Source organism: Buchananella hordeovulneris (genome assembly GCF_001907235.1).
Lineage (GTDB): Bacteria > Actinomycetota > Actinomycetes > Actinomycetales > Actinomycetaceae > Buchananella > Buchananella hordeovulneris.
Genome location: NZ_MQVS01000008.1, coordinates 63,013 through 77,707 on the forward strand (window position 1 = coordinate 63,013; position 14,695 = coordinate 77,707).

13 protein-coding genes and 1 tRNA gene are annotated in these 14,695 nt (G+C 66.0%); 5 read left to right on the top strand and 9 right to left on the bottom strand.

Annotation, left to right across the window (positions count from 1 at the left end; translation table 11 throughout):
• Window positions 1–10: 10 nt before the first annotated feature.
• The 3 genes from BSZ40_RS08205 to BSZ40_RS08210 are packed head-to-tail and all read left to right on the top strand — an operon-like array spanning window position 11 to window position 1,543.
• A complete protein-coding gene (locus BSZ40_RS08205) occupies window positions 11–754 on the top strand; it encodes a class E sortase (RefSeq protein WP_073825126.1) in 744 nt (247 codons plus the stop codon).
• A 1-nt stretch (window position 755) separates the two neighbouring features.
• Window positions 756–911 (top strand): hypothetical protein, encoded by a 156-nt coding sequence (locus BSZ40_RS12010; protein ID WP_169832940.1) that lies wholly within the window; start codon window positions 756–758, stop codon window positions 909–911.
• The gene (locus tag BSZ40_RS08210) at window positions 911–1,543 is read left to right on the top strand and encodes an anthranilate synthase component II (RefSeq protein WP_073825127.1); all 633 of its coding nucleotides are present in this window, start codon (window positions 911–913) and stop codon (window positions 1,541–1,543) included. Before BSZ40_RS12010 ends, BSZ40_RS08210 begins: the two co-directional genes overlap by 1 nt.
• Window positions 1,544–1,924: 381 nt before the next feature.
• Here the strand turns inward: BSZ40_RS08210 and BSZ40_RS08215 are convergent, their stop codons facing one another.
• From BSZ40_RS08215 to BSZ40_RS08255, 9 genes are all read right to left on the bottom strand, one after another.
• Complete coding sequence (locus tag BSZ40_RS08215) at window positions 1,925–2,542, bottom strand: DUF4853 domain-containing protein (RefSeq protein WP_073825130.1); 618 nt, start codon at window positions 2,540–2,542, stop codon at window positions 1,925–1,927.
• A gap of 40 nt (window positions 2,543–2,582) precedes the next feature.
• On the bottom strand, window positions 2,583–4,247 hold the full coding sequence (locus BSZ40_RS08220) for an alpha/beta hydrolase (protein ID WP_073825131.1): 1,665 nt from the start codon (window positions 4,245–4,247) through the stop codon (window positions 2,583–2,585).
• Between the two features lie 135 nt (window positions 4,248–4,382).
• A complete protein-coding gene (gene pknB, locus BSZ40_RS08225) occupies window positions 4,383–6,425 on the bottom strand; it encodes a Stk1 family PASTA domain-containing Ser/Thr kinase (RefSeq protein ID WP_073825134.1) in 2,043 nt (680 codons plus the stop codon).
• A 33-nt stretch (window positions 6,426–6,458) separates the two neighbouring features.
• Window positions 6,459–7,652 (bottom strand): serine/threonine-protein kinase, encoded by a 1,194-nt coding sequence (locus BSZ40_RS08230; protein ID WP_073825135.1) that lies wholly within the window; start codon window positions 7,650–7,652, stop codon window positions 6,459–6,461.
• Window positions 7,649–9,103 carry a peptidoglycan D,D-transpeptidase FtsI family protein gene (locus BSZ40_RS08235; protein ID WP_073825138.1) on the bottom strand — a complete coding sequence of 485 codons (1,455 nt, stop codon included), beginning with the start codon at window positions 9,101–9,103 and terminating at the stop codon, window positions 7,649–7,651. Before BSZ40_RS08235 ends, BSZ40_RS08230 begins: the two co-directional genes overlap by 4 nt.
• Complete coding sequence (locus BSZ40_RS08240; RefSeq protein WP_073825140.1) at window positions 9,100–10,620, bottom strand: FtsW/RodA/SpoVE family cell cycle protein; 1,521 nt, start codon at window positions 10,618–10,620, stop codon at window positions 9,100–9,102. Before BSZ40_RS08240 ends, BSZ40_RS08235 begins: the two co-directional genes overlap by 4 nt.
• A 3-nt stretch (window positions 10,621–10,623) precedes the next feature.
• Window positions 10,624–12,090, bottom strand: coding sequence for a PP2C family protein-serine/threonine phosphatase (locus tag BSZ40_RS08245; RefSeq protein ID WP_073825142.1), 1,467 nt, complete (start codon window positions 12,088–12,090; stop codon window positions 10,624–10,626).
• Window positions 12,087–12,569: an FHA domain-containing protein FhaB/FipA gene (locus BSZ40_RS08250; protein ID WP_073825144.1), complete on the bottom strand. Its 483-nt coding sequence runs from the start codon at window positions 12,567–12,569 to the stop codon at window positions 12,087–12,089. The genes BSZ40_RS08245 and BSZ40_RS08250 overlap by 4 nt, the downstream gene beginning before the upstream one ends.
• Window positions 12,566–13,264 (bottom strand): FHA domain-containing protein, encoded by a 699-nt coding sequence (locus BSZ40_RS08255; protein ID WP_073825147.1) that lies wholly within the window; start codon window positions 13,262–13,264, stop codon window positions 12,566–12,568. Before BSZ40_RS08255 ends, BSZ40_RS08250 begins: the two co-directional genes overlap by 4 nt.
• 500 nt (window positions 13,265–13,764) lie before the next feature.
• Between BSZ40_RS08255 and BSZ40_RS08260 the strand changes: the two genes are divergently transcribed.
• Window positions 13,765–13,847, top strand: a tRNA-Leu gene (locus tag BSZ40_RS08260).
• A gap of 232 nt (window positions 13,848–14,079) precedes the next feature.
• Window positions 14,080–14,403, top strand: coding sequence for a hypothetical protein (locus BSZ40_RS08265; protein WP_222842767.1), 324 nt, complete (start codon window positions 14,080–14,082; stop codon window positions 14,401–14,403).
• Window positions 14,404–14,695: the final 292 nt, after the last annotated feature.

A 14,695-nucleotide genomic window follows, 5' to 3' on the forward strand; every position in this document is an offset into this window, starting at 1 on the left:
AATGCATGGTGTGAACCAGCCTCAGGCGCCGCGGCATCGGCGCCGCGGCACGGTCTCCGCAGTAGCCACGTTTTTCGGGTTCTTGGGCGAGTTGCTCCTGACCGCGGGGGCGCTGCTGGGCCTGTTTGTGGTGTGGCAACTGCACTGGACCAGCTACCTGGCGCAGAGTTCGATGGCGGCGGGGGTCGCCCAGTTTGAGAAAGCGGCACCCCCGAAAGTGGACAAGGTGGTGGCGCCCGAGGTCGTTAAACGTGACACGCCGCCCCCGGTCGGGGCGGTGCCCGGCATGGACGAGATCTTCGGCACCCTGCACGTGCCCCGTTGGGACCACATGGAGATCCCCATCGCCGAGGGCACCGAGGCCACGGTTTTGGACCAGGGGTGGGCCGGGCACTACCCAGACACCCAGGCCCCCGGCGACGTCGGCAACTTTGCGGTGGCCGGCCACCGGCAGACCTGGGGTCACAATTTCCGCCGGGTGCATGAGCTGGAGGTGGGCGATCCCATCATCGTGGAGACGGCCGACGCCTGGCTTGTCTACAAGATGACCAGTTACGAGATCGTGTTGCCCGAGCAGGTGGAGGTGGTGGCCCCGGTGCCGAACCAACCGGACCAGACCCCCACCAAGCGCCTGCTGACGATGACTACGTGTGACCCCGAATGGGGCAACTCGCATAGGTATATCGTCTACTCCGAGTTTGATCACTGGGTGCCGCGCAGCGAGGGTGTGCCGCCCGAATTGAAGGGAGCCTGACGTGTACGCTGCCTTATTTCGCTTGCTGCCCGGCCCGAAGTGGTTCAAGGCCATCGAGTTCCTGCTGCTGTTGGCAGGCGTGATCTTCGTGCTCTTCACGTGGGTGTTTCCGTGGGCATACGTCTACTTCGGCCTGTCTGAGCAGACGGTGAGCTGATGGCCACCCGCATCTTGGTCGTCGATAACTACGATTCCTTCGTCTACACCATCGTCGGCTATCTTGAGCAGCTCGGTGCGGAGGTGACGGTGGCGCGCAACGACGTCGTCCCCCCGCTGGCAGGTTTCGCGGGAGTGCTCATTTCTCCTGGTCCGGGTGCGCCGCACGAAGCCGGGCAGAGCCTGGACGTGATCCGCCAGTGCCTGGCCGAGCAGATTCCGCTCTTCGGGGTGTGTCTAGGCATGCAGGCCTTGGCAGAGGTGTGCGGCGCTACTGTCAGCCACGCGCCGGAGTTGATGCACGGCCGCACCAGCGACATAGAACACTCTGACCAGGGCTGCTTCGCGGGTGCCCCCCACCCGGTGCGGGTGACCCGCTACCATTCGCTGGCGGTCGAACCGAACACGGTGCCACCCGAGCTGGAGGTAACCGCCTGGACGGACGACGGCATCATCATGGGGCTCAAGCACCGCTCGGCTCCTGCTGAGGCTGTGCAGTTCCACCCCGAGGCCGTCATGACCGTCGGGGGGCACCGCATGTTCGCCACCTGGCTGGAGAGCCTGGGTTTGACCGGCGCGGTGGAGCGGTCCCTGCCTTTGGCGCCCGTGGTCACCCCGGCGGTGAGGGCGTAGGCGGCGGCGACCCAGCTCCGGAGCCTGGCAGCCAAGAGTTACCCGATCTAGGAGGCAGCCTTGTCATTCCGTAAAATCGGAAGCTTTCCGCCGCTTCTCGCCCTCCTCCTAGCCCGCCTGTACCGCGAACCCCGCCCCCACCATGTCGGCTTCCCCCATCGTTACTGGTGACCGAGCTACGCAGACAGCCACTCTCGCGCCAACCTCCACTGCCACCCCAACCCCCGCCCCACAGTCTCTCGACCCCGAGGGCACCGTCGTCATCAAAGACAATAAAGTCTGGCTCGTGTGCAAAGACGGCACCTACGCCATTGACATACCTGCGGGCTTTAGCGGCGTTTGCGCGGAGGGGTATAAGCCCGCAGTCTGCCATGCTGCTGTCTATTTTCCTCCTATGGCCGTTTTGTTCGAGGTTGGAGATTCACTGGGGTCCGGTGTGGGTGATTGGCGGGAGATCAGCTCCTGCTCCCAGGCGGTGCGCACGTGCTCGGGTTTGCCCGCGCCGTGGTAGGGGCGGCAGCCGGAGGCGTACCTCGCCACTAGGTCTCCGTCGGGAAACAGGGTGACACTTACAAATCCGCCGTCTTGGGTATTGAACCACTTGTAAGAGGTATTGACCTCGTCAGAGCTATGGTATAGGCGGTCAAAGCCAAGCGGTTTGACCTGTTGCTCATATATTTCTAGCAGTTTGTCTTCGGGGACTGCTTTACCGAAGAGCATTGGCCCTTTCAGTCGGTAGCCGAAAATCGGGTACCCGCATGATTCAGTATATGATTCGGCGCTCCGGGGCAGGTAGACGTTGGCCCCTTCAGCGTCCAGGGTTTGCATAAACTCCACTATGTGGGGTTCAACAGTGGAGATGAATTCTTCCAGTGATTGGCGTTCTTCCACTGGTAGGGAGCCGTCGCCATACAGCGGCATCTGGTTAATCTCCTCCGCTGTGCATCCTCCCAAAGCGACTGCTGCGGCAAAAATGACTGCGGCCAGCTTCTTGCGCATGCTCTTCCCCTTCCTTCTTGCTGTTGGCGCGGGTTGGGGGCTATTTCACCCCGGCGACTACTTTTCCGAAGTCTTTCAGGGTGCCGGAGTCCGGGGCGAGGTAGACGGAGTGCCTGCCGAAGGGGTTCCAGCTCCATAGGCCGCTGCGGGGGTCGGGAGCTTCGTTGGACAGGTGGGTAAACCCGTCCATGCCCATGGGGTTGGGGCCGAAGTCCCAGTCGGGGCCGCGCCCCAGCACTGCGTCACCGTCCTCCACGCCGCTGACCCAGGCATGTCCCTCGGGCACGTTGTACTCCTCCACGTTTTGCACCCCGGCCCCAGGCGAGCCGAACAACACTAGGTCGTCGATCACGCCGGGCCGCACCCGCGCCGCCGCCATCCCTGTGGTAGTCGACCCATATGAGTGGCCTAGTGCGGTCAGGTGCGGATCACCCGCCCCACTGGCCTCCCGCGAGGCCTGAATCCCCTCCAGGTAACTGCTCAGCTCGTCAGCACCCCGGTCGGCGAGCGTCGTGGTGGAGTACTCCGGCAAAGAAGACTGATCTCCAAAACCCAGCGGCGCCTGATAGCCGAGCCACATCACCGTAGCCACCTCATCCGGCGGCACATTTCCCTCTTCGCTAGCAGTTTCCCGGAGGTCTCCCATGCTCTCTAAGTAGCCCTCCATACCGGCGACTTTCGAGCCGATGCCGGGAGTAAAGACCGCCACATGCTTCGCCTTATCCACATCCCCCAGCGCGACAGCAGCCTTAACCCGTTCGCTGGAGGTATCCAGAGTTGTCAACGTCCGGCTCGCATCGTCCAACACGTGATCGTTGAGGTACTGCAAGTCCTCGACCCGCTGACGAGCAACATCTCGCTCTTTCATAGCACGCAAAAGTGGACCGGGGGTCGAATCGGGGTGGGAGGTGCTGGGCAAGCGCTTTGCTGCCTCAACCTTGGCTTCAAGATCCGCCAGCTTTGCCTTCTCCGCTGCCAACAAATCTGGTACCCGCTGCTTATTGGCCCGAGACCGCGAGGCCATATCGATGCCGTCCAGATTCCCAATCAACTCCGGACGCTCAGCTATCAACTTGTCCTTCTCGCCCTGGCTCAGCGCTTGCCACCAGGCCGCCACCTGCACCGGTCCCCAATCCTTGCCCGGCAAATCCGGCAAGCCCTGCGTGCCAGTGCGCCCCTTCTCTACCACCTGGTAAGTACCCTGCGCGATCGCCCGCAACCGCGACTGGTAATTGAAATCAACTTCGTCGGCGTGCTTAATTACCGCAGTCACCCGTTTAGCCAACGCTTTTTGTGCGGCTTGTATCTCGGCCACTCTGTAGGCCGAGGTCCGATCAATCATCATCCCGGCCATATCGGCCGTGATAGTCACCATCCCCGCATCATCAATATGCAGCTCGTTAATTCGCGCATACTGCTCACAGTCCAGCACCTCTTGCTGCAGACCCCACACCGCGTCCGACATTTCCGAGGTCGCCAGCATCACCTCGCTGAGCTTTTCCACCAGGCTGTAGCCCTGCCCAGCCATCGTCCCCAAACGGCCCCGCAAAGCATCGGCCGTCATCCCCTGCGACCGCAGCCGCCTGCCCTCCCCATCAATCAGATCACTGGCGTCATTAACCACCCGGCGGGCCACAATCAACTCATCAACCACCTCCTCCAGCGCCTCACGATTCCACAACCGCAAGCTCCCCCACGAAACCATCTGCCCTTTCCTTCCCAGCAGCGCCCCCGCTGGCCTGCTCCCACCGAAACCGTGTTAGTAACTACATGATAAGAGCTCCCCAATGCTGCGGGCCCCGCAGAAAACTCTGCAGGGCCCGCGGAACTCTCGGTTGCGCTAGTCGTCGTCGGTGGCGGCAGGCGTGGTGCTGGCCGACGGTTCGGGGGTCGGCTGCTGCGCCAGCGGGCGCGCCACCGAGATCTTGATCGTCTGACCGCGATCAAATTTGCCGGCCGTCGGGTTTTGGGTCAGCACCGTGCCGTCGGGGCGATCGTTGGTTTGGATCGTGGTGATCTCCAGGTTCAGGCCGTTCTTGGCGAAGAACTCCTGTGCCTCGGCCAACTGCCGACCCGTGAAGTCCTGAATTTCGGTCAGACCGGTAGAGATAACGATGTCAACGGTGTCGCCCTTCTTTACCGTGGAGCCCGACTCGGGCGCGGTGGATACCAACTCATCGCGGCCGAACTCGCCGGTGTCAACCGAGCTGATGGCTCCCACCTTCAGGCCGAGGCGCTCCAGCTCCTGACGGGCCCGCGTCGAATCCCAGCCGCGCATGTCAGGCACCTCCAGCTCCCCGGGCCCGGACGAGAGGAAGAGGTTGACCTTCTCGCCACTCTTCACCGACGTGCCCGCCTCCGGGCTGGTGCGCACCACCTGGCCCTCCGGCACGTCGTTGGAGGCCTCCTCCGCGACCGTGCCGACCGTCAGCTTGGCTTCCTCCAACTTCCTGCGGGCCGTCTCCTCGTCTTGGCCCCGCACATCAGGCACTCTGATCGTCTCCGCCCCAGCAGAAAACGACACTTTCACCTTGGTCTTCGGCGGCACCGAGGCGCCCGCTGTCGGGTCCGAGGACACGAAGCGCCCGCGCTCGACCGTATCGGACTGCACCTCCGGGCCCGGGTCTAACTGCAAGTCCGCCTTTTCCAGCGCGGCGCGCGCCCCCTGCCGATCCAGGCCTTCCAGGTCCGGCACCGTTACCAGCGCGGGCGCCTCCTCCGTCCCCTCCTGCTCCTCGCCGCCGCTCAAGGCGTAGGCTAAGCCCAGGCCCGCCAGCAGGAACGCCAACACGCCGACAATCCACGGCCACACCGGCTTCTTGGGCTCCGTCTGCGTCGGGGCAGCGACGGCCGCAGGCGGCGCGGGCGCCGGGGCCGGGCCGCTGCCCATGAGAGCCGTGGTGCCGAGCGGGGGAGAGACCTGCGGGAACTGGCTCGTGTTCCCGGTGACGGCCGACGATCCAAGCACCGCCGTCTGGTCTCCGGCGCGTTCCGCCCACGACGAGATCGGGGGAGCCGAGATGGCGCCACCGCGTTCAGCGGCCAGCATGTCTTGGCGCATAGTGGCCGCATCCGGGTAGCGTTCGTCCCGGTTCTTCGCCAGCGACTTGAGCACGACACGGTCCAGCGACCCCGGAATGTCGGCCGCGATCGAGCTAGGCGGCTTGGGGAGCTCCTGCACGTGCTGGTAGGCCACCGACACGGCCGTGTCACCGGAGAACGGTGGCCGCCCGGTCAGCAGTTCAAACAGGACACAGCCAGTGGAGTACAGGTCGGACCGGGAGTCGACGATCTCGCCCCGCGCCTGCTCCGGGGAGAGGTACTGGGCGGTGCCGACCACGCCGTGCGTCTGCGTCATCGACGACTGGGAGTCCTCGATCGCGCGCGCGATCCCGAAGTCCATCACCTTGATTTTGCCGTCAGTCGTCAACATGACGTTACCGGGCTTGATGTCGCGGTGCACGATGCCCTCGCGGTGCGAATACTCCAGCGCGTTGAGAATGCCGGCGACGATCTCCACCGCCTCGGGGATCGGCACGGGGTCACCCTCCGAGAGCAGCTCCCGCACCGTGTGCCCTTCCACGTACTCCATGATGATGTAGGGCACCGTGCCGGTGGCACCGTCGGCGAACCGCGTGGCCTCCTCCCCGGTGTCGTAGACGGCCACGATGGCCGGGTGGTTCAACCGGCCTGCCGACTGCGCCTCGCGGCGGAACCGGTTTTGGAACATCGGATCACGCGCTAGGTCCGCCCGCAGCACCTTGATAGCCACCGTCCGGTTCAACCGGGAGTCAAAGCCGACATAGACGTCGGCCATGCCGCCACGGCCAATGAGCTGGCGCACCTCGTACCGACCGCCGAGAATGCGAGGCAGCTGGGTCATAGTGATCGTCCTTCGTTCGTTCCGCCAGAGGGATTATCCCAAGGTCGTAAGCGCGATGACCGTCAAGGTGACGATAGTCGCCGAAATCGTAGTCAAAATGCTGAGTCCTGCCCACTGGGGCAGCCGGTCCAAAGGGGCCCAGCCGGACAGCAGGTGGGTCCCAAACGGGGCGTGGGCGGGCCCGGAGCCCAAACGGGCGTCAGTAGGGGTAGGCAGGGTGGGGGCCTCTTCGTCGCTAGAAAACTGCGGCCGGTAGCCGGTCAACCGGGCGCGCGGCTGACCGGCCCGTCGCCCACCCCGGGCGTCGCGCATCGACCGGCGGGTTGGCAACGCCTCGCTGCCGGGGGGCAGCGCCGGCGTGCCGACGATGTCCGCACCCGCGAACTGCGGGTCCAGCTTGGTCGCAATCCGCTGTAAGCGGTCGGCCACCTGCTGGGCGTTGCGGGGCCTGCGGGACGGCTCTTTCACGAGTAGTTCGTAGACCAGGTCGGCCAGCTCACTGGGCACGTCCGCGGGCAGGCGCGGCACCTCCTGGTTGACGTGGGCGAAGGCGATGTCGACGTCGGACTTCCCGGTGAACGGGCGGCGCCCCGCCAAGGCCTCGTAGGCCACCACCCCCAAGGCGTAGAGGTCACCCGCCGGCGTAGCGGGCCGCCCCATCGCCTGCTCCGGTGCCAAGTATTGGGCGGTGCCCATCACCTGGCCCGCCTGCGTCATGGGCGTCTGATTCGCGGCGATCGAAATGCCGAAGTCCGTGAGTTTGACCTGCCCGGCCGGGGTGATCAGCAGGTTGGAGGGCTTGACGTCACGGTGGATGATGCCCGCCTGGTGGGCGACATACAGGGCGCGTGCCGTGCACGCCAGCACGTGCGCCACCTGCGCCGGGGCGAGGCGGCCCCCGCCCCGCAGCATGTCCGTCAGGGGCTTGCCGTCCACCAGCTCCATCACGATCCAGGCGGTGTTGTCGCCCGTCCCGTGGTCCAGCACCGCCGCCAGGTTTTCGTGGCTGAGCCCCTCTGCGTTGCGGGCCTCGGCGTTCATACGGCGCAGCAACACCTCCTGGCCCGCCAACTCGGGGCGCAGCACCTTGAGCGCCACCTGGGCGCCGGTGCGCTTATCGGTGGCCCGCCACACCTCCCCCATGCCGCCGACGGCGATCTGGGCCGCCACCTGGTAGCGGCCGCCAAAGAGCCGCCCAGGCGTAATCGACAAAGCGTGCGTGCTCATCGCAGGGCCGCCTCAAAAACCGCGCGGGCGATCGGGGCCGCCACGGCGCCCCCGGTGTCGTAGTCTCCGGCTTGCTCGCCGCCCTCCACCAGTACCGCCACCGCAATGGTGGGCTTGTTGGCGGGTGCGAAACCGATGAACCACGTGTGGGGTCCCCCCTCGTCGCTCCCGGTTTGGGCCGTGCCGGTCTTGCCAGCCACCGACACGTCCGGCAGCCCGGCCGCCTCACCGGTACCGTTTTCGACCTCGCTGACCATCATCTGGCTCAGGACCTGCGCCACCTCTGGGCTGGTGGATTGCCGCAGCACCTGCGGGGACGTCGTCGCCGTCGTCTCCAGATCTGCCGACAGTTCCCGCTCCACCAGGTACGGCTGCATCTGCACCCCACCGTTGGCGATGGTGGCGGCCACCAGCGCCATCTGCAGCGGCGTGGCCCGCAGGTCAAACTGGCCGATGGACAGCATGGCGTTTTGGGCCGGGTCGCTGCCTTCCGGGTAATTGGAGGGCGTCACCCGCAGCGGGATCTCCAGCGGTTCGCCGAACCCGTAGGCTTTGGCCTCGCTGGCGAGCCGCTCGCTGCCGAGCTTTTGGGATAGCTCCACGAACGGGGTGTTGCAGGACTGGTCGAAGGCCTCCTGGAACGTCACCCGCCCGTCCCCACACTCCGCTCCGCCGTAGTTGATGAGCACACTGTCTGTCCCGGGCAGCGTCACCTCGGCGGGCGCATCGATCTCGGTCTCGGGGGTGATCAGCTTGTGGGTGAGCAGGGCCGAGGCGGTGACGACCTTGAAAGTGGAGCCGGGGGCATACAGGTCGCCCGCGATGGCGCGGTTAACTAGGGGGCGGGCCGGGTCGTTTTCCAACTCGGTGAACCGCTCCCGGTTAGCAACGGCATCATTGCTGGTCACCAGGCTCGGGTCGAAGGTGGGGCGGGAAACCAGGGCCAGGATGCGTCCCGAGCCCGGTTCGAGGGCGACGACGGCGCCCCGCCGCTCCCCGAGCGCCTCCCAGGCGGCCTCCTGTACCGCCGGGTTGATGGTCAACTCGAGGGCACCCCCGCGCGGCTTGGCGCCCGCCAACAGCTGCTCCAGGCGCGAAATCCACTGGGAGGAGGCGGTGCCAGACAGCTCCGCGTTGGCGATGCTCTCCAGGCCCGTTGCGGACTGCGCGGTGACCGAGTGGTAGCCGGTCACCGGGGCGTAGAGTGGCCCGGCGGAATACCGCCGCTGGAACTTGAACGCGTCGTCGGATGGTTCGGAGTAGGCAATCTTCTGGCCCGCGACAATGATCGGGCCGCGCTCGACGTTGTACGACTCGTACAGCCTGCGCTTGTTGCGTTCATCAGCCCGCACGTCCTGGGCAGTGATGACCTGCGTCAGCGACAAAGCGACCGCTAACGTCAGGAACATGAGGACCACCAGGCGGGCGGTGGACAAAATCTGCTTATTCACGGCAACTGCACCACCGTGGTCTCCTGCTGATCTGGGGCGGGGGCGGGGCCACCCTCAAGCTGCACCGGCCCGGGCCCACCCGCGAGCTCCATGGGGCCGCTCGGCGGCGGGAGGGACGGCGGGGTGTCGGGCTCCTTCGGCGGATCGGGCGGCAGGTCGGCGGCCGTCACCACGGCGCCCGACCGGGGCCGCCGGGCCGCATCCGACATGCGCAGCAACAGGGCAATGATGAGCCACGAGGAGATGAGGGACGAGCCCCCGGCGGACAGGAACGGCATGGTCAGTCCCGTCAGCGGCAGCACCCGCGTCAACCCGCCGACAACGACGAAGACCTGCAGCGCCATCGTGAAACCGAGGCCGGAGGCCAGCAGCTTGCCGAAACCGTCGCGCGAGCCGATAGCGATGCGGAAGGACCGTTCCACCAGGATGCCGTACAGCGCCAGCATCGCCAGCGAACCGGTCAGCCCCAGCTCCTCACCGAAGGAAGTCATGATGAAGTCGGAGTTGGCGAACGGCACCAGCGTTGGGTGGCCCCGGCCGAGGCCGGTGCCGAGCAGCCCGCCCGTGGCCAGCCCGTAAATGCCTTGCACCAGCTGATAGGAGCCGCCCGGCGCGTCGTAGACCTCCGGGTTCATGGCGTCCAGCCAGCCAATGACCCGGTTGGCGATGTGGGGCTTGATGAGGTAGGCGCCGTAGCCCGCCACCGCCACCGCGAGGAAACCGATGACGATCCAGCTGGGCCGATCGGTGGCGATGTACAGCATGACGACGAACAGGCCGAACAGCAAAATGGAGGTGCCGTAGTCGTTTTGCAGCACTAGGATGCCGACCCCGATCAGCCAGGCCGTCGCCAGCGGTCCGGTGTAGCGCAGCACCGGCAGCTGCAAGCCCATGAAGCGGCGGGAGACCAACGCCAGGTTGTCTCGGTTGTTGGCCAGGTAGGAGGCGAAGAAGATGGCCAACAGGATCTTCGCCAGCTCGGCGGGCTGCAGGGTCGCTACCCCAAGGTTGATCCAGATGCGCGCCCCGTTTATTTCCTGCCCGATTACCGGCAGGATCGGCAGGAAGAGCAAGACGACGGCCGTCGCCATCGACAGGTACGTGTAACGCTTCAAACTGCGGTGGTCGCGCACGAACATCAGCACCGCCAGCGCCCCCAGGATGCCGACGCCCGTGTGCAGCAGCTGTTTGGTGCCCACGAACGAGTCGTACGTCTCCAGCTCCAGGTAGGTCACGTCCAGCCGGAAGATCATGGCCAGCCCCAGGCCGTTGAGGGCCACCGCGATCGGCAGGATTACCGGGTCAGCGTGCGGGGCGAGCCAGTACTTCAGCACGTACATCACTAGGGCGGTGCCAAACACCACCACCAGGTGGGTCGCCAGCGCCGACGGCAGTTCCGTCTCCATCGCCAGGGACACCAAGACGTAAGCCCCGACGCTGAGGGCGATGGCCAGGCTCAGCAAGTACAGCTCGGCCACAAACCGGCGCCGCCCATGGGTTTGGGTAATGGTCGCCACGGGTTAACTCCTTGGCGCCGGGGAAGTTGGGGTGGGGGTGGCCGGTGCCGAAGGCAGCGAATGCGACGTGATCCGATTGAGTTGCGCCCCCGGGCTCAGGGAGGGAACCGGGGTGGGGACGGCGGTGGCCGGTGGAGGGATGGTCGACGTCGGACTCGGGACGGCACTCGGCGACGGGCTGGCCGTCGGGGACGCGCTGGGGCTAACGGTTTGCCCGGGGAGCGGCAAGGGAATGACCCGCCGCTGCTCGCGTTGCTGCGCCTCGGCCTTCAGCCCCGCCACGAACGACCGGATCTCCTCCAGACTGGAGCGGGTCACCGGGGTGCGGAGGTTGTCCTGCCGGGCCTGCGGCAGGGAAGACAAGCGCAGCCCGGTGTCTTCGTACTCGTGGGAGAACTTTAACGGTCCCAGCTGCTGCGGAATGCCTCGGTAGATGCGGATCGTGCCGTCGCTGGCCTGTACGTAGTAGTGGGAGTGGGCCCACCGATAGGCCAACCAGCCGCCCACCCCCAGGAACAAGGCGAGGGAAAGCAGGAGCGACAGGATGATGTTGCGTTTGCGGTGGGGGCGCTGCGGCGGGTGGGAGGGCTCCTCGTCTACTTCCTCCGGGGGGGCGGTGGGCGCAGCCAGGGCGTGGGCGCGCGCGGCCGCCGAACCGCCGCCGCGGGTGGCGGCCAGCCGGTCGGTGGCGGCCGAACCCACCACCTGGGCCGAGGTGGGTAGATTGACGGGGTTGGAGTTGGCGTCGTCCAGCACGTCGACGACCACGACGGTAACGTTGTCGGGGGCGCCCGCCCGCAGCGCCAGATCCACGAGTTTGTCGGCACAGCTGCCGGGGTCGGCTTCGGCGCCCACCACCTCGGCGATCGTCTCCGCCGAGACGACGCCCGAAAGACCATCGGAGCACAACAACCACCGGTCACCCGGGTGGGCTTCGCGCACGGACTCGTCCAGTTCAACGGGCTCGTCGGCGTCCCCCAGCACCCGCAACAGCACGCTGCGTTGGGGGTGGCGGGCGGCCTGCTCTTCGCTCAACCGTCCCGTCTGCACCAGGTAGTTGACGAACGTATGATCCGTGGTCACTTGGGTGAAGCGGCCATCACGCAGCAGGTAGGCCCGCGAGTCACCGATGTGCACCATGCCGATCTTGGTGCCGGCCCGCAGCAGCGCGATGCAGGTGGTGCCCAGGCCCTCCAGTTCCGGATCCAGCCGGGAGCGCTCCACCAGCTCGGCGTGCGCGCTGCCGATCGCTTGGCGCAGCAGGTCCAAAAGGTCGTCGGCCCCGTGCGCGTCCGAGTCCAGGGGAGCCAGGTGTGCCACTGCCACCGACGAGGCAATGTCGCCGCCCGCCGGGCCGCCCATGCCGTCGGCCAGCACCGCCAAGTGCGGCCCGGCGTAGCCGGAATCCTGGTTAGAGCGACGCACCAGGCCAACATCGGAGCGAGCGGCGTAGTTCAGGAACACACTCATCGGCGCAACTCGATTGCAGTCTGCCCGATGCGTACCACCGTCCCCAGCTCGACCGGTGTCGGAGCTTGGATCGGGTGACCGTTTACCAGGGTGCCATTAGTGGAGTTCAAGTCTTCAACGAACCAGGCGTCGTCGGTCGGGTAAAAGCGGGCGTGCCGCCCCGAGGCGTAGTCATCGTCAAGCACCAGGGTGGCGGCCGGGGAGCGCCCCACCACGATCGAGGTACCCACCAACGGTATCGATGTGCCCGCCAGAGGTCCCTGGGTGACGAGCAAGCGCCGCAGCGGGCCCGGCGTGGACCGAGAAGGGGGTGGGGGGAGGGGAGAGGCCGCCCGAGGAGCCGGGGCCCGGCCCTGCCCGCGTGACTTCACCGTCGTACCAAACAAGTCGGTGCGCAACACCCCAACGATGGAAAATACGAACACCCACAGCAAGCCGAGAAAGGCAAAACGTAGGAGCGTAAAAGCTAGTTCGCTCACGCGCCCTCCGCAGAGGTCCAAAACATGAAACTTGTGCGCCCCAAGGTCACCGTGTTTCCGTCCACCAGGGTCGCGGCGTCCACGCGGTAGCCCTCTACGAAAGTGCCGTTAGTGGAATCCAGGTCGGTGACGATGGTGCCGCGCGGAGTCACCCGCAGTTCCAGGTGCACGCGCGAGACCCCGGAGTCGTCGACGACGATGTCAGCGTCGCTGCCGCGGCCGATGGTGGTCACCGGGCCGGTCAGCAGGTAGCGGCGGCCCTCGATCTCGATGATTGGGTGGTGTGGGCTGGAGTCGCTCTGTCCGATGGGGGCGACATTGCCGCGTCGGTTCTCTCCGTGCACCTCGAAGGATCCTCCCTGCAAAGTTTCCACGGGCGTGAATTCCACTGTTATCTGGCCGACAAAGGAATAACCCTGCTCCTGACCGTGCTCTAGGGCCATGTTTGCTAATTCTTCAGAGAGCATGCGCTCCCCGATGCTCTCCACCCAGGCATAATCAGAAGGCGATAATTCCACCTGAAAGGCGTTATTGCCGACCACCCGGTCTCGGCCGAGGCGGACAGTGTTTTCATCCATCAGGTTTCTAATCGCCGAAGCGATTTCCACTGGTTGCACAGTGCCTCGGCCCGCCCGGTCGAACGAGCCCGCGAGGAGGCGCTCCATGCCCTGCTCAAAACGGTCCAGCACACCCACGTCCGGCTCCTTCCACAACCCACATCTAAACGAATGTTAGCTGTCGACGCTGGGGGACGCCTTGAGGCGCGTCACAGCCAAGTGGTGGCAGTGTAAGTGGGGTGTACCGCTTGAGTTATAGTGCGGGGCGGCTCGCCGATTGAACCCGGGGTAAATGAGGGGCAAACGACCAGGTAGGGCGGCGAGGGCGACCCCGTAGCTCGGGGGTGCGGGTGGGTCACTGCGGGCCCGCAATGTGATTGATACAACTCTGAACCAATCGGGGAGGGGTGGTGCGGGAAGGGTGTGGGGTGGGTGCAGGGTGAGGTCTGTAACGCTCTGACCCTGCACACGGGCGGCTGTCCGGGGCTGATGTGGCGCATAAAACGGCGCAAAACTGCAGTTGGTTGGCGTGCGGCAGGTTGTCTGGGCGTGGCGGGGCCGGGTGATGTGGCCGGGGCCATTGTGTGTTGAGCGGGGAAACGTGCTACTGTTTCCCCGCTGTCGTCAAGACATCACTCGCGCGAGTGGCGAAATGGCAGACGCGCACGGTTCAGGTCCGTGTGCCCGAGAGGGCATGGGGGTTCGACTCCCCCCTCGCGCACTAATCCGGCTGGTGGATCCCACCAGCCGGATTTGTTTTCCCCGCCGCTGGCTGACCCGCGCCCCAGCCCGTGCAGGCCGCGGAGCTGGCTGCAGACGCGCACGACCAGGGGGCCGAGCCAGGTAGATTGCACCCAGACGGTTGGGAATAACCGCCCTAGTTGGCTATGGGGGAGCCTCATCCGGTGTATATGGCGCTTGTGGCGCCCTGGTAGCTAGTTAGGGCGAGGGGCATGAGCGAGGTGACTATGGGAGCGGGCGAAGCGCGGCATATTCCCTCGCCTTTGGTGGACGTGCGTCCCCATCCAAAGCGGGCCGCGGCACTGGCTGCCCAGCTGTCAATCGAACTGCAGCCGGGTCACCCACTGCATGACCGTAACGTGCAGGTACTGGCCTCACACCCCACCCAGGACGACCTGCTGGTGGTCGCCGAGGATCAGCTCTTCCTGGTGCACCTGACATGGCAGGGGCCGCAAATCCCGCCCTGGCCACTCACCGTCCCGGTGGCCGACAGCACCGAACTTGCTGAGCTGCTGGCTCGTGACGAGCACGGTTAGGGGTCGGCGCGGGCGGGCCGAGCGCGGCTAAGTGCAGGCCGCGGAGCTGGCTGCCGGGCGCGGTTAGGGCCCGTGCTGGGGCGGGTGGCGGCCGGGGAGACCGCCCTAGTTGGCTATGGGGGAGCCGCATCCGGTGTATATGGCGCCTGTGGCGCCCTGGTAGCTAGTTAGGGCGAGGAGCGGGCAGACTCCGGGGCGGCGACCAGCGGGCAGCTCCCCCGAAGCCGGGCCCCAAACGCTCCCCGCCCCTGCCAAGGGTGCGCTACCGTGCAGACCGGTGGGGCCGCGGTCG

Coding starts and splice junctions, on each gene's coding strand:
- BSZ40_RS08230 (WP_073825135.1), bottom strand. CDS start 7,652: ATGAGCACGCACGCTTTGTCGATTACGCCTGGGCGGCTCTTTGGCGGC.
- pknB (WP_073825134.1), bottom strand. CDS start 6,425: ATGACCCAGCTGCCTCGCATTCTCGGCGGTCGGTACGAGGTGCGCCAG.
- BSZ40_RS08210 (WP_073825127.1), top strand. CDS start 911: ATGGCCACCCGCATCTTGGTCGTCGATAACTACGATTCCTTCGTCTAC.
- BSZ40_RS08220 (WP_073825131.1), bottom strand. CDS start 4,247: ATGGTTTCGTGGGGGAGCTTGCGGTTGTGGAATCGTGAGGCGCTGGAG.
- BSZ40_RS08215 (WP_073825130.1), bottom strand. CDS start 2,542: ATGCGCAAGAAGCTGGCCGCAGTCATTTTTGCCGCAGCAGTCGCTTTG.
- BSZ40_RS08245 (WP_073825142.1), bottom strand. CDS start 12,090: ATGAGTGTGTTCCTGAACTACGCCGCTCGCTCCGATGTTGGCCTGGTG.
- BSZ40_RS08265 (WP_222842767.1), top strand. CDS start 14,080: ATGAGCGAGGTGACTATGGGAGCGGGCGAAGCGCGGCATATTCCCTCG.